The following is a 25,341-nucleotide window of genomic DNA, read 5'->3' as shown; positions in this document are numbered from 1 at the left end:
GACAACACGGTCGCCACGGATATGATCTACGCGCACAGAGCTCCCCACGCTTTCGTGGGACCGATGCGTCGCCCATCACGCTGCAAGCACCGTGACAGCGTGAAATGCACAACGCACGGCGAATACTGCGCTTCGGCCCGGGATCAGCCTCGGCGCGCCCAGCACATATTTATCATCATTAAATGTACGCTGACCGAGGTACGGCGTCAATGTGTCGCTATCGAGCGTTAACCCGCAATCTTCTTTTTACGCCAGTGCCACGCTAAGCTTGACAGGCACATCGATCGCGTCTACCGCTAATTAATAATGATTAATGGGGAGGCACCATGAGCAGCGATCTTTTGATCTGACGGCGCGCGAACTGAACGCAATCTATGCGACTGGGCATGCGTCGCCAGTAGACTTGATGCATGCGAGCCTCGCGCGTCCAGTCGCTCGGTCCGTCGGTGAATGCGTTCTGCCGGATCGCCGATGACGCACTCGACTTCGCGGGCGCGTCCGAATTACGATGGCGGCGCGATGCGCCGCTTGTCACGTCGGTCCGATGACGCGTCGCGTGGAAGATGCCGCGCAGACGCTGACAATCATCAGCCGGCCAGACAGCCGCGACTGGTACACGTTGCGATTCGATGGCGCCGACTACGTGCGCGGACTGCCATGCCCACCCGTACCGGGTGGCGTCCGTTTTGCCAGCAGTCCTACGCTCGGATTGTCGGTCACCGTCGACGCAGCGATCCACGATCGCCGACACCCGGGCTGCCGCGATGTTTCGCGAATGGGGGGGCGCTCGTTCAGGTCACCGATCCCCCGGGCGTCGCGCAATGCAATGCGGTCTACACAATCCTCTGGCATGCCTGCTGCCATCAACTTTCGGACGGCATGACCGACCGTTGGGCCGAGCTCGATCCGTCGCTGCAGGCATATGCACAAGCCGGTAACGGCATCTCGCGGGAAGCATTGCTCGGCGCACTAATCGAACGAGGCGAGCTGGGGGCTGCCGTGAACGCGTTCTTCGAACAACACGACCTCCTCATCTGTCCCGTGTATCCGCACGTGGCACCGTCACTTGCCGAGGTGAATTCGAGCAACGCGCTGTTTCCGCATTTCACCGCATGGTGCCATCAGTTGAGCCTGCCGGCGGCGAGCCTCTATGCCGGGCTGACTGCCTCACGCCTGCCCATCGGGATTCAAATTGCAGGTGGCCGTCATGCCGATGCACTGGTACTGTGGGCGAGCCATATGCTTGAACGCGCGTTTGGGTCCGCCCCGTTTGCCGAACTCGCACGTGTGCTCTCTATGCCCACCACGGCCGCCGACATGACATCTGCCCGATGTGCGTCCTGATCGTGCCCACGCGCAAGCGAGCCGCCATCGAGTCATTCTGAGCGTACGCGGTACGCGCGCAGGTCCAGTTCAGAATCGAGCACCAGCTTCTGCTGCAGCGCTGCGTGAACCTTACGCAGTTGCGCCTCGGCTTCGTCCATGTGCGCCGTCATCAGTTGCGCGACCGCCTCGGCATCCCGGCGCCTCGCGGCGTCCACTATCGCGCGGTGCGCGTCAACCGTGTGCTGCCCGAATGCCTGATAGTCCTTCTGCGTCACGTTCCCCGCCACGATCACCAACGTGTGCAACATCTGATTGATAATCTGGCACAGGCTGCGCAGGAACGCATTCGGGTGCGCGGCAGCGAGCACGTCATGGAAATGAATGTCTTCGTGGCGCTGATCGAGCACCTCGTCGTGACACGCTTCGAACGGCTCGCAAACCGATACGCTGCGCTCGAGCGCCTCGAAGTCCGCGTCGCTGAGATAGGGAACCGCACCGGCCGCTACCATGGGTTCCAGCGTCCGGCGCACCGCATAGATATCCTCGAGCGTGATGCTTTCGAAGAACAGATAGTTCTGCAGTGACTGGAACGCGCGGGCAAGCGGCACACGCGTGATCGTCGCTCCGCCGTCCGGACCGGTGCTCAAGCTTACGAGCCCTTGCACTTCCAAGGCCTTGAGCGCCTCGCGAATTGAGCCTCGGCTGACATTGAACTGCTGCTGAAGCTCCGCTTCCTTGTCAAGTCGTTTCCCCGGTCGTGCCTGCCCATCATTGATCCGGCGCTTGATCTGCTCGGCCACCTGGTCGCCGCGCTTGATTGCGCGCGAACCTCGGTTATCCCGCAGCATCCGCGGCAACTTCTTTTCGGTTGTCGGTTTTCGCCCTGCCATATCGGTCACGTCCGTCGTTGGCCATTCACTGCTGTATCCCGGCGCCATTATCAGGCATCCGCACCCGACACGGTCAGATTTCCGACTCGATGCAGGCGTCCCTCCCAACGTTAGGAGTAGCCGGGATCGCGACCAGGACCTACGCTGCAATCCGAACGCCATGCGCCACGTAACCGTCACTTGCTTGCATGTCGGTCACTCGATGTCGATTGCCATCAGGAGGGAATCCCTCATGTCACAGTGGGTGAAGTCGTCTCAGGCGCAATCCACGCTTGCGACCATCCGGGCCAACCTCTTGGCCGACGGGCTGGAACTGGATCAGCTTGCTGCACGCATGCGGTTGCACGGCCCCGAAGCCGACCGGACACGGCAGATTCCAGATGCAGTTTGTGCCCCCTCTGACGTAACTACGCTGAACTTGAATCTCGTTCCGGCCGCATACGGCGGTAGCACGGACGTGCAATCACTGATGTCGCGCACCACACTGATGGAATATCTCGGGTACGCCGACGCGGCGCTCGCGCTCGCGCTGCCCGGCCCTGGCCTTGCCATGCCACCCGTCCTCGCACTCGCCAGCGGCGAGCAACAGACCCGCTTTTTCCAACGATTTCGCAGTGACACACCACGCTGGGGCGCGTTTGCAATTACCGAACCCGACTGCGGCTCGGATGCGACCGCGATGCGGACCACCGCTCGCAAGACAGCACGCGGCTGGGTGCTGAACGGTACCAAGTGCTTCATCACCAACGGCGCACGCGCGGATGACGTGATCACGTTCGCCACCATCAATCGGCACGCTGGTCGTTTCGGCGTTCGAGCGTTCCACGTCGATCGCAATATCCCGGGGTTCTCTGTCGTTCGCATCGAAAACATGGTCGGCCTGCGCGCCAGTCAGCTTGCGGTTCTCTCTTACACCGATTGCGAAGTACCTGACGACGCGCTTCTCAGACGCGGTGACGAAAAATCCCTCAACGACGCGTTTTCGGGCGCACAACACGCATGGAACTACTTCCGCCCCCTGCTTTCCGCAGTCATGGTCGGCGCATGTCGACGAGTACGCGACGATCTCGCGACCTACTTCGAAGCAGGCAGACATCCGGTGAATCAACGCCAGTGCACTGCCGATGTGAACGCAGCTCTGCTCGATATCGATCGGCAAATCACTACGGCCCAGCTGCTCTGCAGACACGCGGCGTGGAAAACCGATCAAGGCATTGCGACGCCGATGGATTCGTCAATGGCCAAGGCATATGCATCACAAATAGCCGCCCGCGTCACCCGAACTGCAATCGATTTCGCCGGCCTTGATGGCGTCACTGCCTTTCCATCGCTTGAGCAAAGCTATCGCGATGCAAAGGCCTTCGACATCATGGAAGGCACCGGGGACTTGCAGCGGCTCATGATTGCTCGCTTCGCACTCCGCTCGGTATCACTCCCCTGGGAGGCCACCTCTTCCGGGTCGCACCGCTCCTGAGAAGCCCACCCATCCTGAATCCATTCGACATTCGCACTGGAGATCGTTCATGGCAACCCATCCCGTTTCCCCCAACTCCGCCAGCGTGTCCGAGACAGTAAAAACCTGTTTGCTATCGGTACTCGGCAGCACCCTGAGCGCCGATCTCATCGTAGACGACACCAACCTCTTCGACATCGGTGTGGATTCGATGAATATGACGGACTTGCTGCTGCAACTCGAACAGCGCTTCGGCTTCACCCTGGCCCCCGAGGATCTATCCGCCAATCTGTTCCTGCGTTTCGGCAATCTCGTCTCGTTCGTCGAATCCCATGCGTCCTTCGGCTAACTTCACGGTCGTCGAGCCGCACATTGTCGCCACGGCAAGATATATCCCACAGCGCGATGTCCCGGCCGATGCACATCTCGAACCATTCATGGATTCGGGTGGGTCCGCACGAGAGGCTGTAATGCAAGCCGTGTATGCCGACACGCTGCGGTGGCGCGACAGCGGAGCCCCATTCGGCGTGGCCGGTATTCCATTGCCGCACACATCACGAGCGACGAATCACCGGGTCGCTGTGGAGTCTGACCTGACATTATCCGACATGGCACTTGCCACGGCGCGAATGCTACTCGATTCATCGCATCAGAACGCTGCGTACCCGCTCGATCAGTTCATCGTATGCACAACGAGCTTCGAGCATGATCTAGCATTATCGTGTGCCTGCCGTCTCCACAGCGAACTCGGATCAAGCCGAGCCCCGCTCGCGGTCGGTCAGCTTCAGGGCGTATCGTTCCTGATGGCATTGGACATTGCCGTGGCAATGATGGCAACTGATATCCGACTGAATACCGTCGTGATTGTCGCTGCTGAACGCTGGCGTCAGCCGTTCTCACGTCGGATCGGTGCATTGGTCGACATGGGTGACGGGGCAGCTGCCGTACTGATCGCGCGACACCCCGGCCCGGGATGGCGCGTGAGGGGGCTCACCGTCCGGACGCCCGGAATCCCACCTCTCGCAAGTGAACGCGAACCCGTCTACATATCGACGCTCACGGAGGTCATCGGCGAGACGTGCGCAAGCGCAGGTGTGCAACCTGCCAATGTCGACTGGATCCTTCCGGCGCCAATCGACGCTCATGTGGCTCGCGCAATCCACAGGCGATGTGGATTGCGGCACGAACGTGCCTGCCACCTACGCATGGACGCGCCCGGCCAATTTTGCGCCGCCGACACGCCGGCACGGCTCGACGCGCTACTGCGGTCGATCCACCCTAACGAGGGACAACATGCCCTTGCTTGGTCCGCCGGCTTCCAAGGGCAGGCCGGTTGCGCTCTCCTTGAATTTCGTGGAGGTCGATCATGATTGCGTCGCAACAGGCTAGCTCGCTTGCACTCGCTGGCATCGCATTCAGTCTGCCAGATCGAACTGTGGACGCACATCGCTGGGCGCAGCGCTGTGGTCAGCCGTCGACTCGCGCGCGCGCACTGATCGAAAACGGCGTAACGCAGTTCCACGACGCGGCTGGTGAATCACCCGTGGCGCTCGCCGTTGACGCTATCTTGTCCCTGCTACGCGACACCGGAACAGCGCCTGAAACGATCGATGCATTGGTGTACACGCACACAATTCAGACCAGCGTGATCGCACCGCCCGCGAGTACTGCGCAACAGATCCAGTCCCAACTGAATCTGAACCGCGCGCTCGCATTTTCAGTCACGCAGCAGCACTGCGTCTCGCCCATAGCCGCGATCCGCGTGTTGCAGGCGCTCGCTTTGCGACGGCCCGCATTCCGGCGTGCAATTGTGGTCTGCGCCGATGTGATCGGCTCCCACTGCGACCGACTGCGAGCCATCCAGGATCTTGCGCTCCATAGCGACGGTGCCTGTGCGCTATTGCTCGAACGAGACGGTCATCGAAACGCCATTGCGGGCCTGCACATGTATACAGACGGACGATCTTACCGTGGCACCGACGAGGATCTGCAGCCGGTTCCAGACGATCGGTACTACTGGTCTGCATTCACGACCATGCGGGCCGCCATTCAACAAGCAGGCATCACGACACGCGAGATTACACACGTACTGCCTCATCACGCCAATCTGCCGGGCTGGTTCAGACTGATGACAATGCTTGCCATTCCTCACGAGCGACTTTTCACGGCGAACTTCGCACCAATCGGTCACGTCTTTGGCGCGGATCCCTTCATTAACTTCCAGACATGTTCGACCCGGGAACCGGGCGGCTGGTCGCTGCTGTTCTCCTGCGGCCTCGCTGGCTGCTTCGGTGCCATGGTGGTCCGTCACTGATCGCCTGAACGACCTCCTTTCAACGCTCGACATTCGATCCGGATACCGCCATGAGAAACGTCCTCGACCTCGTACAAGCTGCAGCAAACCGCACGCCCGACGCGGAAGCGCTCATCTGCGGCGCCGCCCGCGTAACCTATCAGAACTTGATTCACCGCGCGCGCGGCATGGGCAATGCACTCGACGCACTTGGATTCACGGCCGGCGCGCGCATTGCGATCTATTTGGACAAACGTGTCGAAACCGTCGTGTCGATACTGGGTGCCGCTGCCGCGCAATGCGTGTTCGTTCCCATCAATCCGCTCCTCAAACCCAAGCAGGTCGCTCACATCCTGCTCGACTGCGGGGCCGACTGCCTGATTACCAGCGCGCTGCGCGCGCGGGTCCTTGACGAACACGGCCTTACCAGTGTTTCCAACACCATCATCGTGGACGATGCCGGCTCCGCAAGCCGCCAACTCCGAACAACAGCGCGCGTCCAAAGCTGGCCCGAGTCCGCAAACGGAAATCGCTCGGAACGCGATAGTGAGAATCCACCACAATCGCCGGGGTCGGCCAATGTCGACACCGATCTGGCCGCCATCCTCTATACATCAGGCTCGACCGGATTGCCGAAAGGCGTGATGCTGAGCCACCGCAATCTGCTCGAAGGTGCCTGGAGCGTTGCTCACTATCTGAACTACGTCTCATCCGATCGAATCCTCGCTGCCCTGCCGCTCAGCTTCGATGCCGGCCTGAGTCAGCTTACATCGGCCTGGGCGGCGGGAGCCACCGCCATGCTCATCAACTATCTGGTACCGCGAGACATCATTGATGCCTGCGCGAGCGAACGCATTACGGCGATCACGGGCGTCCCCCCCTTGTGGATGCAACTGGCCCGTGCGAATTGGCCCGAAACGGCACGCTCGACGCTGCGCTACTTCGCCAACACCGGCGGCAAGCTGCCGGCGCCGGTCTTGCAGCAACTCCGGGCATTATTTCCGCAGGCCAAACCCTATCTCATGTATGGCCTGACCGAGGCATTTCGCTCCACGTTTCTCGACCCTTCAGAGGTCGATCGTCGCCCCGACTCCATCGGGAAAGCCGTACCTAACGCCCGAATTCTGGTCGTTCGCGATGATGGCTCGCCGTGTGGAGCTGACGAAACCGGTGAACTGGTCCATGTTGGAGCTTGCGTCACGCTCGGTTATTGGAATGACGCGACGCGCACGGCCCAGCGCTATCGACCTTCGCCCGAGCCGAAGCCCGGCGGCGCGCCGCGAGAGCGCGCTGTGTGGTCAGGCGATCTGGTACGGCGCGATCCAGAAGGATTCCTGTACTTCGTCGCACGCAACGACGCGCAGATCAAGAGCTCCGGTTATCGCATCAGCCCTGAAGAGGTCGAAGAAGTCGTTCATTGCAGTGGCCTTGTCACAGAAGCGGTTGCCTTCGGCGTGGCTGACGATGAACTCGGCGAAGCGATCGTCCTGGTGGTCGTGCCGATCGCCAATGGCTTCGATGCTCAAGTGCTTCAAGGCTGGTGCGTCGAGCATTTGCCGAGCTACATGGTGCCGCATCGCATCGTGGTCCGTGAGACCGTTCCGCGCAACCCCAACGGGAAATTCGATCGAGCCGGATTGCGCGCTGCCTTCGCCGCTCCTGACGCCGGCCACGAAGTGAGACCATCATGAACGCGCAGTTTAGCGAGCGTGAAGGCATCCTCACCGTCGGGGGCGTCGCGATCAATCGCCTGGCCGATCGCGCCGGGCGCACACCCTTCTTCGTCTACGATCGGGCAACGCTCGATGCGCGTGTATGCATGTTGCGCGAGACGCTGCCAACCGGTATCGACCTGCATTACTCGGTCAAGGCCAACCCATTGCCTGCGGTCGTCCATCACCTCGCGCCTCAGATGGACGGGTTCGACGTCGCATCGGCCAACGAGATGGCAGTTGCGCTGAATGCGGGCATGCCCGCAGAACTGATTGGCTTTGCCGGCCCAGGCAAGAGCCGCGACGACTTGCGTCGCGCCGTCGCAAGCGGTGTCAACATTCACCTCGAATCGGTCACCCAGCTGCGCCTCGTCACAGCACTCGGCTGGGAGCTCGGTGTGCAGCCGAAGGTCGCCATTCGAGTCAACCCGGACTTTCACGTCGATCACAGCGGCATGCGCATGGGTGGCGGAGCCAGCCCTTTTGGGCTCGATGCGGAGCAGGTGCCTGAGCTACTGCGCGAGCTCGATGCTAGAGACGTGACGTTGGCCGGTTTCCACATTTTTTGGGGATCCCAGTGTCTGCACGCCCCGACCGTCATCCACGCGCAACGGAAAAGCGCGGATCTCGTCGTGCGATTGGCCGGCGGCCTGCCAGTCGCGCCGCAATACGTGAACTTCGGAGGCGGTTTCGGTATCCCCTATTTCGCGGGGGAAACACCGCTGGACCTCGCTGCGGTCGCCGACGCCATGCACGATTGGCTCGGCGTATTGCGCGGTCGTTTACCGGGCACACGCACGGTCCTGGAATTTGGACGATATTTGGTCGGGGAAGCCGGCATCTATGTGTGCCGCATTATCGATCGCAAGATATCCCGAGACAGAACGTTCCTGATCACGGATGGCGGCCTGCACCACCATCTGGCGGCATCGGGGAACTTCGGGCAGATTCTGCGCCGCAATTTTCCAGTCACGATCGGGAATCGCCAGACTCAAGCCCCCACGGAGCGTTGCCACATCGTCGGATGTCTGTGCACGCCGCTCGACCGGATCGCCGACGACGTGCTGCTTCCCGAAGCTCAGATCGGAGACTTTGTGGTTGTCTTCCAATCGGGTGCGTATGGACGCTCGGCCAGCCCCAGGGACTTTCTTGGCCACCCTGATGCGATCGAGATGCTCGTCTGATCAAGCTCTTTCTTTGTGGAGGATGGTGATGTTCTCCCCTGATTCCTTCCCGCCGGGACTGGCGCTAGCGCCGTGGATACTGACCGACGATCAACGCAACCTCTATATCGCGAGCCAACGCTTCGCGCGCGACCGACTGGAGCCCTTGCTTGCGGGTTCACCCAGTGCAGCAGCATGGCGAGAAACCGTCAGATTCGCAGCCGCAACACTTGATCTTGGAACAATGGTTTTACCCGAAGAACACGGCGGATTGGGAATCGATCGTCGCGGTCTGGCAGTGGTTATCGAAGCGCTCGCCGCCGGGCCGCTTGAGCGTGCGGTGGAGCTAACGCTGACAGCGCCCGCGCTCATGGTGCTCCGGACGCACAACGCGCTCGGTTCGGCTCTGGCTCGGCCTGTTCAAGCGTACTTCGACGGCACAACAGCGATCGCGCTGTCCGTGCCCGGTATCGACAGCGGGGCAATATGGCAACTTGGTCCACTGGGCAGCGAGGTGAGCCTTGCCATGCGCATAGATGACCAGCAGCGCCTCGTCCTCACCGAGCGCCCACGCGATCGGCGATCTTCAAGATCGACAGGCATCGCCACGCTCGGCGCGCTCGTGTTGGAGCAATTGCATTCAGATGAGGTCGCGGCCGAAACGCCGCTCGCCGTGATTGCACGGGCCGACAGCGATAGCGTTCCTCCCGCGCAGACGTACATGACGGAAATCGGCCTCTATCTCGCTGCGCTCTTGATGGGTGCCATGCAACATAGTATCCGGTTCGCGTTCGATTACGCGACGACTCGGCAAGCGTTCCGAAAGCCGTTGGCAAGCCATCAACTCGTCGCGACGCGATTGTCCGACATGATGATCGCCACCATTGGTACCCATCTCTTTCTGCAGGCAGTAGGTACGGCTTGCCCGTCGGCACCGGTCTCGCTGGTCCGTCAGCTGCTGCGACACGTCGCGGCCGAGTCGGTCAACGTCAGTCGCGAATTCGTGCAGCTTTGCGGCGGCCATGGTTATGTTGAAGGTCTCCCGCCCGCAGCCCGCTTCCAGACGGGCCACTGGTTTGCCTTCCTACTGCAGCACATCGACACAGCGCTCGGCTGGCTCGCGCCGCCACGGGTGGCAAAAGAGGAGGTCGACAGATGAATGGCTGCGCCTCTACGGATGGCACCCCTCAGCCCTCGATGGACAACGCAGCATCGCCTGCAACGTCCTCCACTGTCTGGCTACGCGAACCAGGGCTGAATGACATCGACGACATCGTCGCCTGGCTCGCACAGCCGACTATTAGCCGGTGGTTCGACTTCGGGCTTGGCCGCCAAACCCTGCCCGCATTGGCGGTACAAGCGATGGTCCATAGCAGACAGCATCGAATACGCGTATTCGGTTCGGCTGGCTATACAGTGCCGAGCGGTGTGGTCGCCGTCAGTGATGTCGCACATCGCTTCGCGACGGGCTCATTCTGGATCCTTCGCGACCGGTTGCGACCAACCTGCATCAATATGGCTTGCAACGCAGCGACAGCCCTCCTTCATGAAGCGTTCGTTCGTGATCGGCTGCAGTGCATCGCCGCATGGGCTGTCGACTGCAATGTTCCGTCGCAACGTCTGCTCGCGCGCCTGGGTTTTCGTCTGATCGGACAGCAACGCGCCTGTCATCTCGTCGATGGCAGGCGCGTCGGGCGACTCCTTTACGACCTGCTGCCCGAGAACCTCCCACTACTACGCGCACCATGAATACAGCCGTGATCACGGCACTGGCCAGCTATGTGCCGCGTACAGTCGCTGTACATCGTGAGCCCGGAATCGAGCCGACGCTCGGTGCTCCGATGCGCTCCGGTTGGCACGCGTGGGTCGCGTCGTGGCAAGCGGACTACGTCCGCTACTCCACGAAGAAGGCGGCTTCGGCCGGAAGCGCTGCAATCGGCGCAGCGCCAGACGAATTTCGTTGTGTCCCTGTTGAGGGCGATACCGATCTATCCGGGCTCGCCGCCAAAGTGGCGCAGACAATATGTGCCGCGCGGCCAGCCAATGCAGCGCCGATCGATATTGCAATGTTCTGCCACAGTAGCCTCAACGAGCACATGTCCACAACGACCGCTGGACGCCTGCGTACGGTAGTCGGCACTCCATGCTTTCCATTCTCGGTCTCGCAACAGCAGGGGGCTTCCACGTTCACAGCACTCCAGTTGGCGGATAATCTGCTGATTGCAGAGCCCGAAATCCACACTATCTTGATCGTCGCTGCAGAAAAGTGGTGCCCACCATTCTCACGATGGACGGATCAGGGAATCGTGCAGGGCGACGCAGCCGGTGCCATCTTGGTGGAGCGCGCCGGACCCGCATCTTACGGACTGCTTGTGATCGACGCATGCGCCAGCCGCCTCGACAGGTTCCGAACACACACCCCGCTGTCAAGCCAAGATATCCCGACAGATTGGGTTCCGGCGCTGCGATTGACGATCGACGCGATGCTGCTCCGACACGCGCTTCAACCGAACGACCTCGGTACCGTCGTGGGAGCGGGAATCGATCCGCAACTTGAAGAAGCTGTTTGCCGACATCTCAGTCGCCGTGTCGTTGAATTTCCCGAGCGCTGCCGCGCCCATCTAGGCGCAGCCGAACCTATCGTGCAGCTCGCCGATGCCCTGGAATCTCACGACCTGCCAGTGCGCGAACGAATCCTGACGTGGGGCATCGGCCTGGGCGGTTTCGTCGGTTGCACACTGTTCGAATCGTATGGCAGGCCGCTCTTATATCGCAATCCTCCATGAGCGCTTCTATCGGGATCGTCCATACCGCTTACTATCTGCCCGAGCCGGCCGAGGACGTCCGCGGCTGGGCCCAACGAACCAAGCAGTCCGTCGAGACCGTCAAACGCCTCGAAAAAGCCGGGGTGCGACTGTTCTATAACGCTCGGGGACAGACTGCACTTTCGCTCGCCGCAAACGCCATCCAGTCCCTCGTTTGTGCGACCCGGCTTGGGCCGGACACGATCGACTTTCTCGTCTATGTTCATACACTTCAGGGCAGCGTCGCCCCTCCGCCACTATCCTTGCCACGTCTGCTATGCGAACACTTTGGCTTCGAGCGGGCAGAGGCATTCTCGTTTGCGCAACAGCATTGCGCCTCATCACTGGGGGCGCTGCGGATCATTCGCGCGATGTTTGCGGCCCGTCCAGCGATCAATCGCGGCCTGCTGGTCGGGGCAGACGTCATGCCCCTTGCAAGCGAACGGTCAATAGCCGGGGCCGGATTGCTCAGCGACGGCGCGTGTGCCGTGCTGGTCGAACGCGACGCCTCGATCAATCGCTTGGTTTCGCTGGCGTTTCACGCGAGCGGAGAAGGCTGGCGCGGCACACTGGAACAAGATGAATCGCGTTTCGCGGCGCAGTACTTCTTTGCGGCGCGTCGACTCGCGATGCAAGCGAGCGCCGAGGCGAATGTGCCCCTCGCCGAGATTCAGCGAATCTTGCCGTGCCATCTTGATCTACCCACCTGGCGCCGAACGGTCGCATCGCTCGGCCTTCCCGCACGACACCTGTTTGCTGATAACTTTGTCCGCATCGCGCATGTGACGGTCTGCGATCCATTCATCAATCTCGCCGACTGCGGTGACCTGGTTCCCGGTAAGCCTTTCCTGCTATGCGCCCGCGGAGTGGGAGGATTTTCTGCGGCGGCGCTCTTCGTTCGCTAATAGGATGGTTGAATCGAGGCAATTTCACCGCTGGTGCAGGGACACGATCACTAAATACGCGGCAATCTCGCTCCCATTCCAGCAGTTACACTTAAAAACACAATCAAGTATTATATTATTACAATATAACAGGTGACGTTCCGGTTCAAACTATTAGACTCCACGCTAGCCACGCCCGCAATGTTCGTCCGAGTCGCTGCCACATCGCTGGCGCCGTGCCCCAGCATTTCTCCTGAATACCACTAGGCACCAAGCGAGGCAAAAGTCATGAGAACGCGATTTCGGGATCGAACGAGCAGACAAGTGCTCAAGCCATCACCATGGAATGCCACATTAGCGACTCGAATGGTGAAAATCCTGTCGCTCTTTACCGATGCAAAGGATATTTCTTCGCTTTCAGACTCACTTGGAGATGCGGTACTTCCATTGGGATTTCCATGTTACGCCGTCACGCGGATCGCCCTGACGTGCTACCGCTCAAGACCCAGCATCTCAATGGAGGCAATTTGTACGCATTATCCTAATAACTGGGTTCAGCACTACCTACAGCACAACTATGGCGCCGTCGATCCGGTACATCGAGCGGCTTTTACGTCATCCGGACCTTATCGCTGGGCAGATATTACCGATTTGAGCCAAAATGAGCGACATGTGCTTGCAGAAGCATGCGACGCCGGACTCAAAAATGGGCTTAGCATTCCAATTCGTGAGATTGGAGGCAGTATTTTGCTCATCAACCTGTCGGGTCCGTCATCCCGTATCAATACAGAGACGAAGCGGCAGCTCGCGAGCGTAATCAGCAATCTATTTCGTTTGGAGCTGGATCGACTCGCCCCTCCTCATCCGAATGAATTCATTCAGCTTTCCCCGCGTCAACGCCAATGTCTTTCATGGGTTGCGCAAGGGAAGACATCGTCGGATATCTGCATGATTCTCAAGATATCTCGCCATACGGTCGAATATCACATTACTGAAGCAATGAGGGTTCTGAACGTAAATAGCAGGATAGCGGCGGCTGTGATTGCCTCCAATTATGGCCTACTTGATTAGCGCTCTTATTTTCAGTCGAAGCCATCCTTGTGCAAGCCAGCCACCGGCATGAGTTAATCATGTCTCGACACCTCTTGAATCCCACATACTGAATAATTTCGGACCACCCAGAGATCCTTAACCTCCCACCGACAATGCACCGCAAATATTCATTCCCGCCCCTCCCTACCTGACTAGTTCATTTTGTTGTTTCGACTTGATACGGTGGCGCCCATCAATAAACGATGGAGAACGCAAATGCCACTCATTATCGCGAGTAGGTTGTGCGACTTGCCGCTCGAACTTCGTGATGAACTCGGTGCGTTCCGGTACGACGTGTTCGTGCGCCGCCTCGGCTGGTCCCTACCCGATGTTAAGGAAAATGAAACCATGGAATGGGATCACTTCGATGGCGAAAACACCATTCAGGTTGTTGAACGCACTTCCAACGGACCGGTATGTGGTTGCGCACGACTGATGCCAACTACCGCCCCATATCTGCTCCGAGAACTACTGCCTCGTTCGTCGGAACTCGATTTTCCCTCGTCACCGACCGTATGGGAGCTATCGCGGTTCGCCGGTTCGGGCATGCAACTGTTTCCCTACGTTATGGCCGTCGCGGCGTTGCTCGGGGCGACCCGCATCATTGGTGTGGCCACCCAGGCAATCGCACGACTGTATCGCCGCTTTGGCCTCGATCTTCAGTATGAGGGATCTCATCCGCAGACCGCTACCTCTCCGTTCGTGGCCTGCTCCATTGCTCTCACGGCCGTCGCGTTCGCCAACCTTGGAACTGACCTCGACAGTCTCCGATCATCAATCACGTGGTATCGGTCCCTCACTTCGAACGTTCCTGGCTCGCTGAGGAGCGCGCCACGCGCCCCCCATAACACGGCAGAGATGCAATAGATCCCGTACCGGTCGGGAGCCGTCGCGCTTCGCCCGACTTGGTGCGCAAGACGTCCAAGACCACCATCAGGATGTGGATCGCGGGCGGTGATGCCGGTTATCCGCGTCCTTTACCCAATCCGGCCGGATGGCGGAAGCGTAGGCCTGACCGGTGCGCGAACCTTCGCCGCTTGCCTGTGCGCGCAGTCCGAGACGTTCGTCAATTGCATGGGCGACAGTCGAGGATTTTGGCAGGCGGCCGTCATCGCAGTCGCCCCAGAACACATGCATCGCATCAAATAACACTGACAGGATCGTGGTTAGGTACGGTAACCGAACGATCACACCACCTCCCCTTGACGCGCCATGAATCGGACCGTGGCGCTCGCTTAACACCTCGGCCGGCATATCAATACGTAGCGCGTCGAGTTCACGCTGCAATCGCTCTTCGACGCAATAGTGCGCGGTCGCCGAGTTCGCCAGGACCTTGCCAAGCTCTCGGAGCTTCTCGTCTTTCAGTTGCACGCATCTTGTGAGACGACGAATCTGTGTTTCGGCGTGCCGCAAGCGGATCTGCAACGCCTCGCAGTCGCAGGCTGGTACCAAGCCTGCGTCTGTATCGCTTGATCGCCAAACATTATCGCGTTGCTCCATAGCAGGCCTCGCCTCCAACGTGGCGATATGTACTCCACACACCGCGAGAAATGGGACCGCTGATGCACCGAACTGACCGGACCCATCGCGCCGGCGCAAATCGATGCGTCTTTTTCGTTCCTTCGCGCTGCAGTGTCAACTGTAAACATTGGGGGGACGACAACCAGCAAGCATCGCGTCTGCCAAATTTGAGCTATCTGGGCAGACGAAACGTCGAATTACAACATTGAGGCAGAGTAGGTCCATCAATGGCGCATATCCCGCACATATGAACCCAGAAAATAACGCGGCCTGTCTGACGCTCCACGCTTTGTGCACGACCGGTTAATGCAAAATAGGTATCCTCATTGCGCCTTCAACGCAATCCGATGAAGACAGCCCCCCACCCGCTCTGGCGAATTACAACGGTTGACCCCGCATCGACGCCGGGCCGGCGGCCGCCCAACGAGCCGTTGATGATCTTTGGCAATTTGCGTACCCAACGGAAATCACTCAATGGACGGCTTCGATTGCTCCACCAGGTCCGCGGACTCGGAAGCGAAAAATGATCGACTCTCGGTCCAAACGATGAGAAAATCGTCCAATCGTTTCGACTGTGCAGCCGACAATAGCATGTCGCAGACTCGACGCAACGCGCCGAATTGAACTCCTCGAAGCAACCGTTTCAATACTACTGTTTCGTTTAACCACGTGGAGTGAAGAATGGCCACCTATCAAGAATTGAAAGCCAAGGCTGAAGCACTGCTCGTGCAAGCAGAAAAAGCTCGGCAGGCCGAACTAGCGACCGTGCTTGACGAGGTTCGCGCGCGGGTTCAGGAGTACGGACTCACGCCAGACCAGATCTTCGGCCGTAAGCGCGTACGTATCGCGAATGGCAGCCAACCCGCAACGCCGAAGTATCAGGATCCCAAAACGGGCAAGACGTGGAGCGGGCGTGGCCGTGAACCGTCATGGATCAAGGGCAAGAGACGCGATCGTTTCTTGATCGCCGAATGATCGCAGCAGCGTCGCGATCGATCGCCCGACGGACACCCTGCGAACCCGCGGCTCCATGCTTCAGGCCTAGTTGAATCTGTATCAAGCAGTGTCGGCCCAACTGATTCAGATCCCTCTTAGCGGACTGCGGTTGAATAATTCCCGCGGTCCTTTGGACTCCATGCTGTTCGTCTCCGTGGCGACTTTATTTCACACATAGCAGCGATACAGCAAGGTGTCGATAAATCCGGACCGTAGTGCATCACGATCAAACGACATACCGACGGCACTGCCCCGCACTCGCGGTACCGGCCAAGTGCGAACCCGCCCGGGCCACCGCACCGTTTCCAGAACAGAAGCAGTGTCCATTTAGGCAACAACCGTTTGCGGCATGATCGGCTCCATTGACGCCTCAGCGTGTGCCCGCGTGAACAATAGGGCCGAGTCTTCCATCATGAGTCGCCGTCGTTTGAGTTGATCGCGACGCCGATAAGCCGCTATCGTCTGAGAAGTAATGATGCACGCCAAGACTTCCTCTGCCCAAGCGTCCGGATAGTCGGCGCATTCGGCGACCCGTGAATACGAATGCGTGTCAATAGGGCCATCATTGCCATGTTCGACAGTGGGCGCCCTTCCGCGCAACCGGGGAAAAGAAACCCATATTTGACCGTGGGTCGCGCAGCATGCATGACTTAGACGGCTCGCTCACAAAGCGGCACGCGAAGCGCGCCGATCGCTCTCCGTGCGATCGAGCGCCCGGAACGGAGTTCCAATTCACGGACGAACGTCGGCAGGTCTTCGAAGGCAGCGCAGGATGCTGTTTCGTCTGCGAGCGTTTCTTCGAGCGCGGCAACAACAGTTGGAGATGGTCGACGTACCGAGCAGGGTTGCCGCCGGTGCGCTTCCCCATCACGGCTTCCCCGCCGAGGATCGCCTTGATGCGACCGCGCACCCGGCGTGCTGTCTCTGCCTCTTGGTCCAGATCGGCTGGAGAATACGCACGATCATCGCGGTGTCCATGTCGCGCACGCACACATCGCCGATAACGGGATAGGCGCAGGTCCCCAGTGTATTGCCCGTATTGCCCCGTTGCCGGACATGCTTGCGGTTTCGCCATTCCGGTTCACGTGCGCGGATGGATGCCCCAGCCGCCTCACGGACGGTCACATTCGGCTCGACCGAGATATCAAGCTGTCGCCGACGCTGCGCTTCGCACCGGGCGAGGACCGGATTGATCTGGTTACCGACCATCGTGCGATATCCGATGGCCAGTTTCCGTGCTTTCCCACGTGAGACTCGCGACAGCGTCCAAAACCCATTTCGCGCACGCGACCGTCAAGCTTGAAGCGAAATACCCATGAGCGCGCAGAGTCGATGCAATTGTCGCTCCGTCGTATTGCCCTCCTTTCCTACCCACAAGGCCCAGCTCGCCCCCCATGTTTCATGGGGAGATTGTGGGGAGCCGTGGCAGAAGTCGTAAGCGCGCCCCGTAAGCGCGCCGTCAACCACAAAATTCTTTAAAATCATCGATCTATTGTGCACTTACGGAAGTCACCGGAATGTGCAGGAAGCCTTGATCGGCGGAAGGCACCCGCAGCGTGATCTTCGTGTCGTCGTCGAGTACGGCGATTGAAATCGACGGCGGCATGCATATCCACCATTACTGACCCGCCGATACCGCCTTAAGCACGGTGCCGCTGCACGCACGGCACCCTCGGGCCGCGACGGAATGCGGCTCAATAATCGAAACCACTCGGAGACAACCCGTGAACACCCAGACAATCGCACGTCGGTAAACCGGTCAAGGGACAAGATCGCGATGGCTAACGCTCAGTCTCGCCACGCTTGTGACATGCGTGAATTACCTCGACCGTGCGAACCTCGCGCTCGCCGGTACTGCGATTCACAAGGAACTGGGGCTGAGCACCGCGGAGATGGGCATCGTATTTTCGTTGTTCGGCTGAGCCTATACCGCGTAGCTGTCGCTCGCCGGCGCGCTACTCGACCGGATCGGCCCGCGCATCGTGTAAGGGATCGCGGTCGCGGGCTGGTCGATCGCGTTCTTCGCTCAAGCAATGGCGTCTATCGCCACGAGCGCGCCGCTTTCCGACATCGCGCCAAACGGCATGGTGGATGTGCTGGGTGGCATGCTGTACTTCGTCGCGAGCGTGGGCGGCACGCTCGCGACGATCGTGGTCGGCTTCATCGTCAAGTCGACGGGCGGGTTCAATCTCGCGCTCGTCTACGTGGCGGCGGTCGCCGCGCTTGGCGTCGCGTCCTATCTGTTCGTGCTCGGCGAGGTTCGTCGCATCGACATCGCCGGCCGATAACGCGACGGCCGCGCGATTTGCACGCACCGCGCGGCCTCACTGTCACGCAGTCGACGCCATCGAGAAGCTCCGCACGTACGCCGGAATCTCGGCCGCCGGCACCGCGCGACAAAAGTGATAGCCCTGCACGATCGGGCAGCCCTCGGCGACCAGGAACGACAGCTGGTCCGGACGTTCGACGCCTTCGGCCACCACTTCGAAATGCAGGCTGCGGGCGAGCGCGAGGATGGCGCGGATGATCGCCTCGTCGGCGCAGTGGGTGCCGATGCCGCGCACGAACGACATGTCGATCTTCAAGCGGTCGGCGTGGAAGGTGCGCAGGTACGACAGGCTCGAATAGCCGGTACCGAAATCGTCGATCGCGATCAGCACGCCGGTTTCGTTCAGCGCGCGCAGCGCGGGCAGCGCCCCGGGCGCGACCAGCGCGCTCTCGGTGATTTCGAGCTCGAGCTGATGAGCCGGCAGCCCGGACGCATCCAGCACGCGCCGCACCACGCTGCAGAAGTCGCCGCTCGCCAGCTGCCGCGGCGACACGTTCACCGACACGCGCAACGCCGGCAACGTGTCCGCCCAGCGCTTCGCCTGTCCGCATGCGCTGCGCAGCACCCACTCGCCCAGCTGGCCGATCAGCCCGATGTCTTCGGCAAGCGGGATGAAGATGGCCGGGCTCACGGTGCCCATCTCCGCGTCGTGCCAGCGCAACAGCGCCTCGACGCCGCTCACGCGGCTCGTGCGCACGTCGATCTGGGGCTGATACGCAAGCTCGAAGCCATCGTGCTCCAGCGCGGCGCGCAAGCGGTGCGACAGCGCAATACGCCGCTCCGCCGCTTCCGCGAACGACGGCTTGAACAGCTCGACAGTATTGCGGCCGCGCGCCTTCGCCTGATACATCGCCAGATCGGCGTGCTTCAGAAGCGTCTCCGCGTCGAGCCCGTCTGCCGGGTAGCACGCGACGCCGATGCTCAGTTGCACGCGCGACTGGGCGTCGCCGATCTGCACCGGACGCTCCAACGCACGGGCGATGCGCCGCAGCAGGGCGGCCAGCCGGTCGCCGTCGTCCGGGCGGCCGAGCATCGCGACGAACTCGTCGCCGCCGTAGCGCGTCACCGTGCCGTCCTCGCCGACGCAACCGGACAGCCGTTGCGCGACCTCGCGCAGCAGTCGGTCGCCCGCGCCGTGGCCGAGGCTGTCGTTGATGTCCTTGAGCCGGTCCACGTCCATGAACAGCAGCGCGAACGCGCGCTGCTCCGCCACCGCCTGCTCAATCAGCTCGCGCAGCGTCGCACGGTTCGGCAAACCGGTCAGCGCATCGCGTCGCGCCTGCCTCACCAGCTGATCGCGCGAATCGATCAGCTCGGTCAGGTCGCTGATCACGCAGATGTGATACGTCAGATCGTCGCGCACCGGCGCGACGTACAGCTGCCCCCAGAACGCCGAGCCGTCGGCCCGGCGGCTGCGCAGCAGCCGCGCGCCGGCGCTGCCGGCGGCCAGCGCCTGGGCCATCTGCTCGAACAGCAGCCCCTGCTGCCCGGCACGCGCGAGGCCCGCGTGGTCGCGGCCGACGACCTGCGCGCTGGTGTAGCCGGTGATGGTCTCGAACGCGGGATTCGCATATTCGACGATCTCGCCGCCGGCTTCGACGCGCGTGATCAGCACGCCGTTGCCGATCGCATCGAGCGCGCGGCTGCGCAGCCGCAGCGCCAGCTCGGCGTTCTTGCGCTCGGTCACGTCGATCGCGGTGATGAAGCAGGCATCGCGCTTCGTGTACGTCAGGAAGTGATACGACAGATCGACGTACATCGCGCGGCCATCGCTGCGTCGGTGCCGGCAAATGCCGGCCGAGCCGCTGCCCGTACCGGACGTGCGCAGATGCTGCAGATCGCGCAGGAACGCCGGCATGTCGGCCTGCGCGTACAGCGACGCCATGTCGCGCCGGCACAGCTCGCCCACCGGATAGCCATACTGGGCCGCCGCGGCGACGTTCGCGGCCATGATGGCCAGCGTCTCGACGTCGAAAATCAGCATCGGCAGCGGGTGGTGCTCGAAATACTGGCGAAAGCGCCGCTCGTTCTCGGCGGCGACCAGACGCCCGCGCTGCCGTTCGAGCCGCGCGCGGTAGCGCGCGACGAACGCGTAGCTGAGCAGCGCACAGGTGAGCAGCGACGACAGCGCCAGCACGCTGCCCTCGATCGCCTCGTTGCGGCTCGCGCGGTCGGACATCGCGCGCAGGATCCGGGTTTGCCCTTCGCGCAGCGCCGTGAGCTGGCCGATGATCTGCGCGAGCAGGCGGTTGGCCTCCAGCAAGCCGGCGCTGTCGACCGACGCGCGACCGCCTGCGACCTGCGCGTTGACCGTGATTTCGGCGAGCAGCCACGCCCATCGCGCGGTTTCCTGACGCAGCGCGTGGATGGTCTCGATGCCGCCGCGCTCGCCGGCATAGCTCTGCTCGAGGCGCCGGAAGCCGGCCACGGCCGCACCGACGCGTTCGACCGGCCACGCGAACGACGCCGCGCGCGTGCTGCCGAAGCCCTGCAGGAAGTCGGCGTTGGCGCGCAGATAGAGCGCCTGCAGCGCGTCGATGTCGTTGCGCGCGTGCAGCGCATGCACGCGCTGCGCGTTCAGCCGGTTGTGGCTGATCGTGATGTAGCCGAGCCCCGACGCGAACATCGCGAGCCCCACGAAGGCGAGCCCGAGCGTGACGGGAAGACGGGCGCCGTCGACGACGTGACGTTGCCACCAACGCCGGACCGCAGCGGGAGCACGAGATAACAGGACGAACTTCATCGAAGGGCAATAAGACGGCAAGAAGCGCAGCACTACACGCAACCGGCTCTCAGTCCCGGCTGTTCGAATATGGGGCCAGTCCCGTCATGGCAGGAATTTTGTCTCCGCCCTGATATATCGGTGCGCGGCGCAAAAACTTCAGTGAAATTTTCGGCCGGGACAGGCGGGTTATTGCCGAATCAGCGCTGCGTCACTCGAAAATGCCCGCTGGCCGGGCTGCGCCCATGGCCGCGGCCCGCCGCCCGCTGCGCCACGGTCCGCGCCCGTTACGACCATTCCTCCGGCGGCATCGCGGGGCGATCGTCCTCCCACAGCGGCTCGCCAGTCTCGTGACCGCCGCTCGTGGCGACTGGCCCTTGGCCGTCCGGGCGCTCGTTGCGCGGCGCCGCGTCGCGCGACGTCGCCGCACGCAGCCGCGCTCGCGTGCGGGTCGGTGCGACCGTACGTTGCCCGCCGGGAAAGTGTTCGCCGCTCGCGGTTCGATCCTCGGTCCGTTGCATGTCGGAAGTTGAAGTCATGGGTGCCCTCCTTGGGTCGGTGAAGGAAACGCTGCCATCTGGAGCAGCAATTCCGGTGCCGATGGCCGGGCAAGCGGCTTGCTATGAGCGCCTTATCGCAACCCATCGCAACTCGTTACGGAGGTAACCATGCCGACAAACCGCAGCACGCCACCCTCGACGCGACGCCGGCTCGGCGCCTGGATGGCCGGAGAGGAAGCGCAGATGGCGGCGTACCGCGAAAAGCTCGCGAGCGACGCGCGCGCGCAGGCCGGCGAACGGCTGCGTACGCCGGCCGTGCAGGCGCTCGCGCAATTGTTCGACGATAACGCGGTGCTGCGCATGGGCCTCACGCGCGCGATCGACGAGGCGCGCGCCGCGGGCCGCCGGCTCGGCTACGCGTCGATCGGCGAGCTGATGACGGTGCTCGACCATCTGATGACGTACGCGCCGCCATTCAGCGAAACGAGCCTGATCGTGTGTCCGGTGAACGCGTTCCTCGACTGGCCGATGTGCATGCCGTCGGGCCATGCGGTGTTTCGCGACGCGGCGGTCAACGCGCAGTTAAAGCAGGTGCTGAACGTGTGGTGCGACTTCCTCGGCGGCCCACATTCGCGCGCGCATCTCGACACGTCCGCGCCGAACGGCTGGTTCTGCGAGGCCGCGCACAAGCGCCTCGGTCTGTCGCAGTTCGAGTACCGCGAAGATCAGCCGCACTGGGGCTTCGATTCGTGGAACGACTTCTTTACGCGGCGTTTTCGCGCCGGGATGCGGCCGGTCGCAGCGCCCGGCAATTCACACGTGATCGTGAGCCCCTGCGAATCCACGCCGTACCACACCGCGTCGAACGTGAAGATTCGCGACACGTTCTGGATCAAGGGGCAACCGTATTCGTTGCGCGACATCTTCACGCCGGCGTGGCAGCCGCTGGCCGAGCGCTTCGTCGGCGGCGAGATCTATCAGGCCTATCTGGCCGCGTACAACTATCACCGCTGGCATGCGCCGGTGCGCGGCACCGTCACGCACGCGTACCGCGTGGAAGGCGCGTATTACTCCGTCGCCGAAGCGGAAGGCCCCGATCCGGCCGGGCTCAACGACTCGCAGGGCTATATGACGGCCGTGGCCGCGCGCGCGATCGTCGCGATCGACAGCGATGATCCGGGCATTGGCACCGTCGCGGCGGTGTTCATCGGGATGGGCGACGTGTCGTCGTGCGTGATCGAGGTGGTGCCGGGGCAGCGCGTCGACAAGGGCGAGGAGATCGGATATTTCCAGTTCGGCGGCTCGACCTGCTGCCTGGTGTTCGAGCCGGGCGTGATCGACCGCTTCGTGCACGCGCCGCCGTTCGACGGCGAACCGCCGGTCGTGAAGGTCAACGATTCCGTGGCGATCGCGCGTTGAGGCGCGGGCCGGCGGCGCGCGGCGCGCGGGTTACAGCTCGAAGCCGTCGACCCGCCGGTCGTCGTGCCGCTGCACGCTCCGGACCATCGTCAAGCCGCCGGCGGTCAAGGCAGGACGGTGTGCGCCCGACCCGTCGGGCTGCAACTCGATCAGTTCCCGTTCCATCAACGCGACGACGTCGTCGCGGTCGAGCTGGATCTGTTCCGGTGCGCGATGCACCAGGAACAGTGCAGCGAATTCGTGTGCGGTCAGCATGTTTGATTTCCCCCGTGGACGGCTTCATACGGTGCGGCGCGCGCCTCGTGGCGTCGGCGCGGGCGCGCAGGCGCGCGCCGCAGCTACAGGGACATGCAGGGATCGTGCCAACCGCGATGAAGCGCGAGATCGGCGCACAGCGCGCGTGCGGCGTGGTCTGTCGCTACGGGCGGCGCGCGCCCCGGTGCAAAGTTTTCAACGCCATGTAATGCCGCGTGACAACGGCCGACGGTTTCACCGCCACGCCGGCCGTCGCCGCGCGGTGCAGCGCGTGGCTCACGACCGACGCGCGCGCTCGAGGCCCGCGCGCGCGGCCTCGCCCACGACCGTCTCGCGCACGCGGAAATAGCCGCTGTGCAGCTCGACGACGCCTTCGCCGCTCGCCAGCAGCTCGGCGCAGGCCGCCTGGATCCGCGCACGGCCACGCTCGAACGCGTCGCGCAAGTCGGCTTCCAGCGCGGAGCGTGCGCCGAAATGATCTTCCAGCGCTTCCACGGTGATCGCTGCCGTCTGCGGCTTGCCGTCGACGTCGATCACGAAGCGCAAATGCAGCGCCGCGCCGTCGAATTCAGGCGGCGCATCGGTCAGCGTCACGCGGCGCTCGGAGGAAGCCATCGCTCAGGCTCCCCGCGCGGCGAGGCACTGCACCAGCGCGCCGTTGAACGCGGGCAGGTCGTCGGGCTTGCGGCTCGTGATCAGATTGCCGTCACGCACGACTTCCTGATCGACCCACTTGCCGCCCGCGTTGCGGATGTCGTCCTGCAGGCTCGGCCAGCTCGTCATCGTGCGGCCGTTGACGAGCCCGGACGACACCAGCAGCCAGCCGCCGTGGCAGATCGCCGCGATCGGCTTGCCGCCGCCGACGGCCGCGGTCACGAATTCGCGCGCGGCCGACAGCATGCGGATCGCGTCGCCGTTCACGACGCCGCCCGGCAGCACCACCGCGTCGTAATCGCCTTCGCGCACGTCGTCGAACGTGCGATCGACCTTCACGCGATCGCCCTTGTCGACGTGCCGGAAGCCCTGGATCTCGCCGGCTTGCTGCGAGATCACGTCGACCTGCGCGCCTTCGGCCTTCAGCGCGCGCAGCGGTTCGACCAGTTCGGCTTCCTCGAAGCCATCGACGGCAAGGATCGCCACCTTGCATTGGTCCAGCTTGTTGCTCATGGATCGCTCCCTGTCGTGTTACCGCGTTGCGGCACCCATCGTGCCGTGCAGCTTGCGCAGCAATCGTCATGCCGGTCGCTCGCCCAAGCGACGCTGATCGCGGTGCCGCTGCGCGTGCTCTGCAAACATTGCAACGCGGTGTAACGCGCGCTGCGGCCGGCCGGCGACGCATCGACATGCGAGGCCGGCCAGGTGTCGCGCGTGTCGCACGTGTCGCGAGTATCGCGTTACCGGGTTACTGCAAATGGCGCGCCACGTCGAGCATCGCGTCGGTGAGCTCGACCGTCAGCGTCATCTCGTCGCCGGTGTCGGGCAACGTCTCGAGCGTCGCCTGCACGCTGTCGTGCAGCATCGCGTGAACGCGCAAGCGCGCAGCTTCGTCGAGGTTCGCGTAGCGCTCCATCGTGTCGCAGTCGAGCGCGAGCATGACCGAGTGCCGCGCGGCAATCGGCGACGCGTTGGGCGCCGACGCCCAGGCCGCATGGAACATGATCCTGCCGGTTTCAACGTCGAGATGCACCGTCGTGTCGAGATCGTCGGTATCGATGTCGTCCGCGTCGAGGTCGTTGGGGTCGAACGAGCTCCAATGATTCGAGTGCATGATGTCCTCCTGCGTGGCGGCGGCGCGCCGGCTGCGCGGCCGGCCCCGCCATCGCGCCGCGCCGGCTGCGCCGACGCGACACCGTGGTCGTCAAATGAGCGCGTCAATACCCGCTGGAGCCCGCGCTGCCCGTGCCGCCCGCACCGCCGCCGCCCGAGCCGGTCGCGCCCGACGAGCGGCCGGCGCCTGCACCGGCTCCGGTGCCGGCCTGACC

Annotated in this window: 26 protein-coding genes; 17 read left to right on the top strand and 9 right to left on the bottom strand. The window is 62.4% G+C overall.

The window, feature by feature from the left end; all coding sequences use genetic code 11:
• The first annotated feature begins 879 nt into the window (after positions 1–879).
• A complete protein-coding gene (locus tag C3Y15_RS32335) occupies positions 880–1,344 on the top strand; it encodes an amidase family protein (RefSeq protein ID WP_045579577.1) in 465 nt (154 codons plus the stop codon).
• A gap of 32 nt (positions 1,345–1,376) precedes the next feature.
• Here C3Y15_RS32335 and C3Y15_RS19245 read toward each other — a convergent pair whose 3' ends face one another.
• Entirely contained in the window at positions 1,377–2,216 is an 840-nt protein-coding gene (locus C3Y15_RS19245; protein WP_011879905.1) for an FCD domain-containing protein, read from the bottom strand.
• Between the two features lie 232 nt (positions 2,217–2,448).
• Between C3Y15_RS19245 and C3Y15_RS19240 the strand changes: the two genes are divergently transcribed.
• The 12 genes from C3Y15_RS19240 to C3Y15_RS19185 all read left to right on the top strand — a co-directional run bounded on the left by C3Y15_RS19240 (position 2,449) and on the right by C3Y15_RS19185 (position 14,484).
• Positions 2,449–3,690 (top strand): acyl-CoA dehydrogenase, encoded by a 1,242-nt coding sequence (locus C3Y15_RS19240; RefSeq protein ID WP_059460782.1) that lies wholly within the window; start codon positions 2,449–2,451, stop codon positions 3,688–3,690.
• Between the two features lie 49 nt (positions 3,691–3,739).
• Positions 3,740–4,018, top strand: a complete 279-nt coding sequence (locus tag C3Y15_RS19235; protein WP_011879903.1) for an acyl carrier protein — start codon at positions 3,740–3,742, stop codon at positions 4,016–4,018.
• Positions 4,019–4,139: 121 nt separating this feature from the next.
• Complete coding sequence (locus C3Y15_RS19230) at positions 4,140–5,039, top strand: 3-oxoacyl-[acyl-carrier-protein] synthase III C-terminal domain-containing protein (protein ID WP_224020415.1); 900 nt, start codon at positions 4,140–4,142, stop codon at positions 5,037–5,039.
• A complete protein-coding gene (locus tag C3Y15_RS19225; protein WP_011879901.1) occupies positions 5,036–5,983 on the top strand; it encodes a 3-oxoacyl-[acyl-carrier-protein] synthase III C-terminal domain-containing protein in 948 nt (315 codons plus the stop codon). The genes C3Y15_RS19230 and C3Y15_RS19225 overlap by 4 nt, the downstream gene beginning before the upstream one ends.
• 50 nt (positions 5,984–6,033) lie before the next feature.
• A complete protein-coding gene (locus tag C3Y15_RS19220) occupies positions 6,034–7,653 on the top strand; it encodes an acyl-CoA ligase (AMP-forming), exosortase A system-associated (RefSeq protein WP_124259986.1) in 1,620 nt (539 codons plus the stop codon).
• A complete protein-coding gene (locus tag C3Y15_RS19215) occupies positions 7,650–8,858 on the top strand; it encodes a pyridoxal-dependent decarboxylase, exosortase A system-associated (protein ID WP_059460734.1) in 1,209 nt (402 codons plus the stop codon). The genes C3Y15_RS19220 and C3Y15_RS19215 overlap by 4 nt, the downstream gene beginning before the upstream one ends.
• A 28-nt stretch (positions 8,859–8,886) precedes the next feature.
• The gene (locus C3Y15_RS19210; protein ID WP_124259987.1) at positions 8,887–9,996 is read left to right on the top strand and encodes an acyl-CoA dehydrogenase family protein; all 1,110 of its coding nucleotides are present in this window, start codon (positions 8,887–8,889) and stop codon (positions 9,994–9,996) included.
• On the top strand, positions 9,993–10,586 hold the full coding sequence (locus C3Y15_RS19205; protein WP_124259988.1) for a GNAT family protein: 594 nt from the start codon (positions 9,993–9,995) through the stop codon (positions 10,584–10,586). Before C3Y15_RS19210 ends, C3Y15_RS19205 begins: the two co-directional genes overlap by 4 nt.
• An 8-nt stretch (positions 10,587–10,594) precedes the next feature.
• Positions 10,595–11,623, top strand: coding sequence for a 3-oxoacyl-ACP synthase (locus tag C3Y15_RS19200; protein WP_230681502.1), 1,029 nt, complete (start codon positions 10,595–10,597; stop codon positions 11,621–11,623).
• Positions 11,620–12,546, top strand: a complete 927-nt coding sequence (locus C3Y15_RS19195; protein WP_011879895.1) for a 3-oxoacyl-ACP synthase — start codon at positions 11,620–11,622, stop codon at positions 12,544–12,546. The genes C3Y15_RS19200 and C3Y15_RS19195 overlap by 4 nt, the downstream gene beginning before the upstream one ends.
• A 303-nt stretch (positions 12,547–12,849) precedes the next feature.
• Entirely contained in the window at positions 12,850–13,596 is a 747-nt protein-coding gene (locus C3Y15_RS19190; protein ID WP_243860248.1) for a LuxR family transcriptional regulator, read from the top strand.
• A gap of 237 nt (positions 13,597–13,833) precedes the next feature.
• The gene (locus C3Y15_RS19185; protein WP_185499742.1) at positions 13,834–14,484 is read left to right on the top strand and encodes an acyl-homoserine-lactone synthase; all 651 of its coding nucleotides are present in this window, start codon (positions 13,834–13,836) and stop codon (positions 14,482–14,484) included.
• 66 nt (positions 14,485–14,550) lie between these two features.
• On the opposite strand, the gene C3Y15_RS19180 is transcribed toward C3Y15_RS19185, so the two are convergent.
• Positions 14,551–15,117, bottom strand: coding sequence for a hypothetical protein (locus tag C3Y15_RS19180; RefSeq protein ID WP_106919370.1), 567 nt, complete (start codon positions 15,115–15,117; stop codon positions 14,551–14,553).
• A gap of 702 nt (positions 15,118–15,819) precedes the next feature.
• On the opposite strand from C3Y15_RS19180, the gene C3Y15_RS19175 reads away from it, so the two are divergent.
• Positions 15,820–16,113 carry an H-NS histone family protein gene (locus C3Y15_RS19175; RefSeq protein WP_059460735.1) on the top strand — a complete coding sequence of 98 codons (294 nt, stop codon included), beginning with the start codon at positions 15,820–15,822 and terminating at the stop codon, positions 16,111–16,113.
• A gap of 888 nt (positions 16,114–17,001) precedes the next feature.
• Here the strand turns inward: C3Y15_RS19175 and C3Y15_RS19165 are convergent.
• On the bottom strand, positions 17,002–17,343 hold the full coding sequence (locus tag C3Y15_RS19165) for a hypothetical protein (RefSeq protein WP_124259990.1): 342 nt from the start codon (positions 17,341–17,343) through the stop codon (positions 17,002–17,004).
• 605 nt (positions 17,344–17,948) lie between these two features.
• Here C3Y15_RS19165 and C3Y15_RS32550 point away from each other — a divergent pair.
• Positions 17,949–18,056: an MFS transporter gene (locus tag C3Y15_RS32550; RefSeq protein ID WP_140993168.1), complete on the top strand. Its 108-nt coding sequence runs from the start codon at positions 17,949–17,951 to the stop codon at positions 18,054–18,056.
• Positions 18,057–18,218: 162 nt separating this feature from the next.
• Positions 18,219–18,422, top strand: coding sequence for a hypothetical protein (locus C3Y15_RS19160; protein WP_124259991.1), 204 nt, complete (start codon positions 18,219–18,221; stop codon positions 18,420–18,422).
• Between the two features lie 42 nt (positions 18,423–18,464).
• On the opposite strand, the gene C3Y15_RS19155 is transcribed toward C3Y15_RS19160, so the two are convergent.
• On the bottom strand, positions 18,465–21,206 hold the full coding sequence (locus tag C3Y15_RS19155) for a bifunctional diguanylate cyclase/phosphodiesterase (RefSeq protein ID WP_046427232.1): 2,742 nt from the start codon (positions 21,204–21,206) through the stop codon (positions 18,465–18,467).
• A gap of 266 nt (positions 21,207–21,472) precedes the next feature.
• A complete protein-coding gene (locus C3Y15_RS19150) occupies positions 21,473–21,724 on the bottom strand; it encodes a hypothetical protein (protein ID WP_045579573.1) in 252 nt (83 codons plus the stop codon).
• A gap of 129 nt (positions 21,725–21,853) precedes the next feature.
• On the opposite strand from C3Y15_RS19150, the gene C3Y15_RS19145 reads away from it, so the two are divergent.
• Positions 21,854–23,104: a phosphatidylserine decarboxylase family protein gene (locus C3Y15_RS19145; RefSeq protein ID WP_124259992.1), complete on the top strand. Its 1,251-nt coding sequence runs from the start codon at positions 21,854–21,856 to the stop codon at positions 23,102–23,104.
• A 30-nt stretch (positions 23,105–23,134) separates the two neighbouring features.
• Here C3Y15_RS19145 and C3Y15_RS19140 read toward each other — a convergent pair whose 3' ends face one another.
• The 4 genes from C3Y15_RS19140 to C3Y15_RS19125 all read right to left on the bottom strand — a co-directional run bounded on the left by C3Y15_RS19140 (position 23,135) and on the right by C3Y15_RS19125 (position 25,127).
• Positions 23,135–23,359 (bottom strand): hypothetical protein, encoded by a 225-nt coding sequence (locus C3Y15_RS19140; protein ID WP_011879887.1) that lies wholly within the window; start codon positions 23,357–23,359, stop codon positions 23,135–23,137.
• Positions 23,360–23,635: 276 nt separating this feature from the next.
• Positions 23,636–23,974, bottom strand: coding sequence for a DUF1488 domain-containing protein (locus C3Y15_RS19135; RefSeq protein WP_011879886.1), 339 nt, complete (start codon positions 23,972–23,974; stop codon positions 23,636–23,638).
• A 3-nt stretch (positions 23,975–23,977) separates the two neighbouring features.
• Positions 23,978–24,526, bottom strand: coding sequence for a type 1 glutamine amidotransferase domain-containing protein (locus tag C3Y15_RS19130; protein ID WP_124259993.1), 549 nt, complete (start codon positions 24,524–24,526; stop codon positions 23,978–23,980).
• 235 nt (positions 24,527–24,761) lie between these two features.
• Positions 24,762–25,127, bottom strand: coding sequence for a DUF3022 domain-containing protein (locus C3Y15_RS19125; protein ID WP_011879884.1), 366 nt, complete (start codon positions 25,125–25,127; stop codon positions 24,762–24,764).
• Positions 25,128–25,341 lie beyond the last annotated feature (214 nt).

Origin of the sequence: Burkholderia sp. B10 (assembly GCF_004368385.1) — a bacterium.
Taxonomy (GTDB): domain Bacteria; phylum Pseudomonadota; class Gammaproteobacteria; order Burkholderiales; family Burkholderiaceae; genus Burkholderia; species Burkholderia vietnamiensis.
Note: the sequence above shows the minus strand (reverse complement) of the source record. Positions and strands in the feature narration are given on the sequence as shown.

What these genes read in the sequence shown, in the direction of transcription:
- C3Y15_RS32335 (WP_045579577.1), top strand. Translation starts at nt 880, where the DNA reads ATGACCGACCGTTGGGCCGAGCTCGATCCGTCGCTGCAGGCATATGCA.
- C3Y15_RS19245 (WP_011879905.1), bottom strand. Translation starts at nt 2,216, where the DNA reads ATGGCAGGGCGAAAACCGACAACCGAAAAGAAGTTGCCGCGGATGCTG.
- C3Y15_RS19240 (WP_059460782.1), top strand. Translation starts at nt 2,449, where the DNA reads ATGTCACAGTGGGTGAAGTCGTCTCAGGCGCAATCCACGCTTGCGACC.
- C3Y15_RS19235 (WP_011879903.1), top strand. Translation starts at nt 3,740, where the DNA reads ATGGCAACCCATCCCGTTTCCCCCAACTCCGCCAGCGTGTCCGAGACA.
- C3Y15_RS19230 (WP_224020415.1), top strand. Translation starts at nt 4,140, where the DNA reads ATGCAAGCCGTGTATGCCGACACGCTGCGGTGGCGCGACAGCGGAGCC.
- C3Y15_RS19225 (WP_011879901.1), top strand. Translation starts at nt 5,036, where the DNA reads ATGATTGCGTCGCAACAGGCTAGCTCGCTTGCACTCGCTGGCATCGCA.
- C3Y15_RS19220 (WP_124259986.1), top strand. Translation starts at nt 6,034, where the DNA reads ATGAGAAACGTCCTCGACCTCGTACAAGCTGCAGCAAACCGCACGCCC.
- C3Y15_RS19215 (WP_059460734.1), top strand. Translation starts at nt 7,650, where the DNA reads ATGAACGCGCAGTTTAGCGAGCGTGAAGGCATCCTCACCGTCGGGGGC.
- C3Y15_RS19210 (WP_124259987.1), top strand. Translation starts at nt 8,887, where the DNA reads ATGTTCTCCCCTGATTCCTTCCCGCCGGGACTGGCGCTAGCGCCGTGG.
- C3Y15_RS19205 (WP_124259988.1), top strand. Translation starts at nt 9,993, where the DNA reads ATGAATGGCTGCGCCTCTACGGATGGCACCCCTCAGCCCTCGATGGAC.
- C3Y15_RS19195 (WP_011879895.1), top strand. Translation starts at nt 11,620, where the DNA reads ATGAGCGCTTCTATCGGGATCGTCCATACCGCTTACTATCTGCCCGAG.
- C3Y15_RS19185 (WP_185499742.1), top strand. Translation starts at nt 13,834, where the DNA reads ATGCCACTCATTATCGCGAGTAGGTTGTGCGACTTGCCGCTCGAACTT.
- C3Y15_RS19180 (WP_106919370.1), bottom strand. Translation starts at nt 15,117, where the DNA reads ATGGAGCAACGCGATAATGTTTGGCGATCAAGCGATACAGACGCAGGC.
- C3Y15_RS19175 (WP_059460735.1), top strand. Translation starts at nt 15,820, where the DNA reads ATGGCCACCTATCAAGAATTGAAAGCCAAGGCTGAAGCACTGCTCGTG.
- C3Y15_RS19165 (WP_124259990.1), bottom strand. Translation starts at nt 17,343, where the DNA reads ATGGTCGGTAACCAGATCAATCCGGTCCTCGCCCGGTGCGAAGCGCAG.
- C3Y15_RS19160 (WP_124259991.1), top strand. Translation starts at nt 18,219, where the DNA reads ATGGTGGATGTGCTGGGTGGCATGCTGTACTTCGTCGCGAGCGTGGGC.
- C3Y15_RS19155 (WP_046427232.1), bottom strand. Translation starts at nt 21,206, where the DNA reads ATGAAGTTCGTCCTGTTATCTCGTGCTCCCGCTGCGGTCCGGCGTTGG.
- C3Y15_RS19150 (WP_045579573.1), bottom strand. Translation starts at nt 21,724, where the DNA reads ATGACTTCAACTTCCGACATGCAACGGACCGAGGATCGAACCGCGAGC.
- C3Y15_RS19145 (WP_124259992.1), top strand. Translation starts at nt 21,854, where the DNA reads ATGCCGACAAACCGCAGCACGCCACCCTCGACGCGACGCCGGCTCGGC.
- C3Y15_RS19140 (WP_011879887.1), bottom strand. Translation starts at nt 23,359, where the DNA reads ATGCTGACCGCACACGAATTCGCTGCACTGTTCCTGGTGCATCGCGCA.
- C3Y15_RS19135 (WP_011879886.1), bottom strand. Translation starts at nt 23,974, where the DNA reads ATGGCTTCCTCCGAGCGCCGCGTGACGCTGACCGATGCGCCGCCTGAA.
- C3Y15_RS19130 (WP_124259993.1), bottom strand. Translation starts at nt 24,526, where the DNA reads ATGAGCAACAAGCTGGACCAATGCAAGGTGGCGATCCTTGCCGTCGAT.
- C3Y15_RS19125 (WP_011879884.1), bottom strand. Translation starts at nt 25,127, where the DNA reads ATGCACTCGAATCATTGGAGCTCGTTCGACCCCAACGACCTCGACGCG.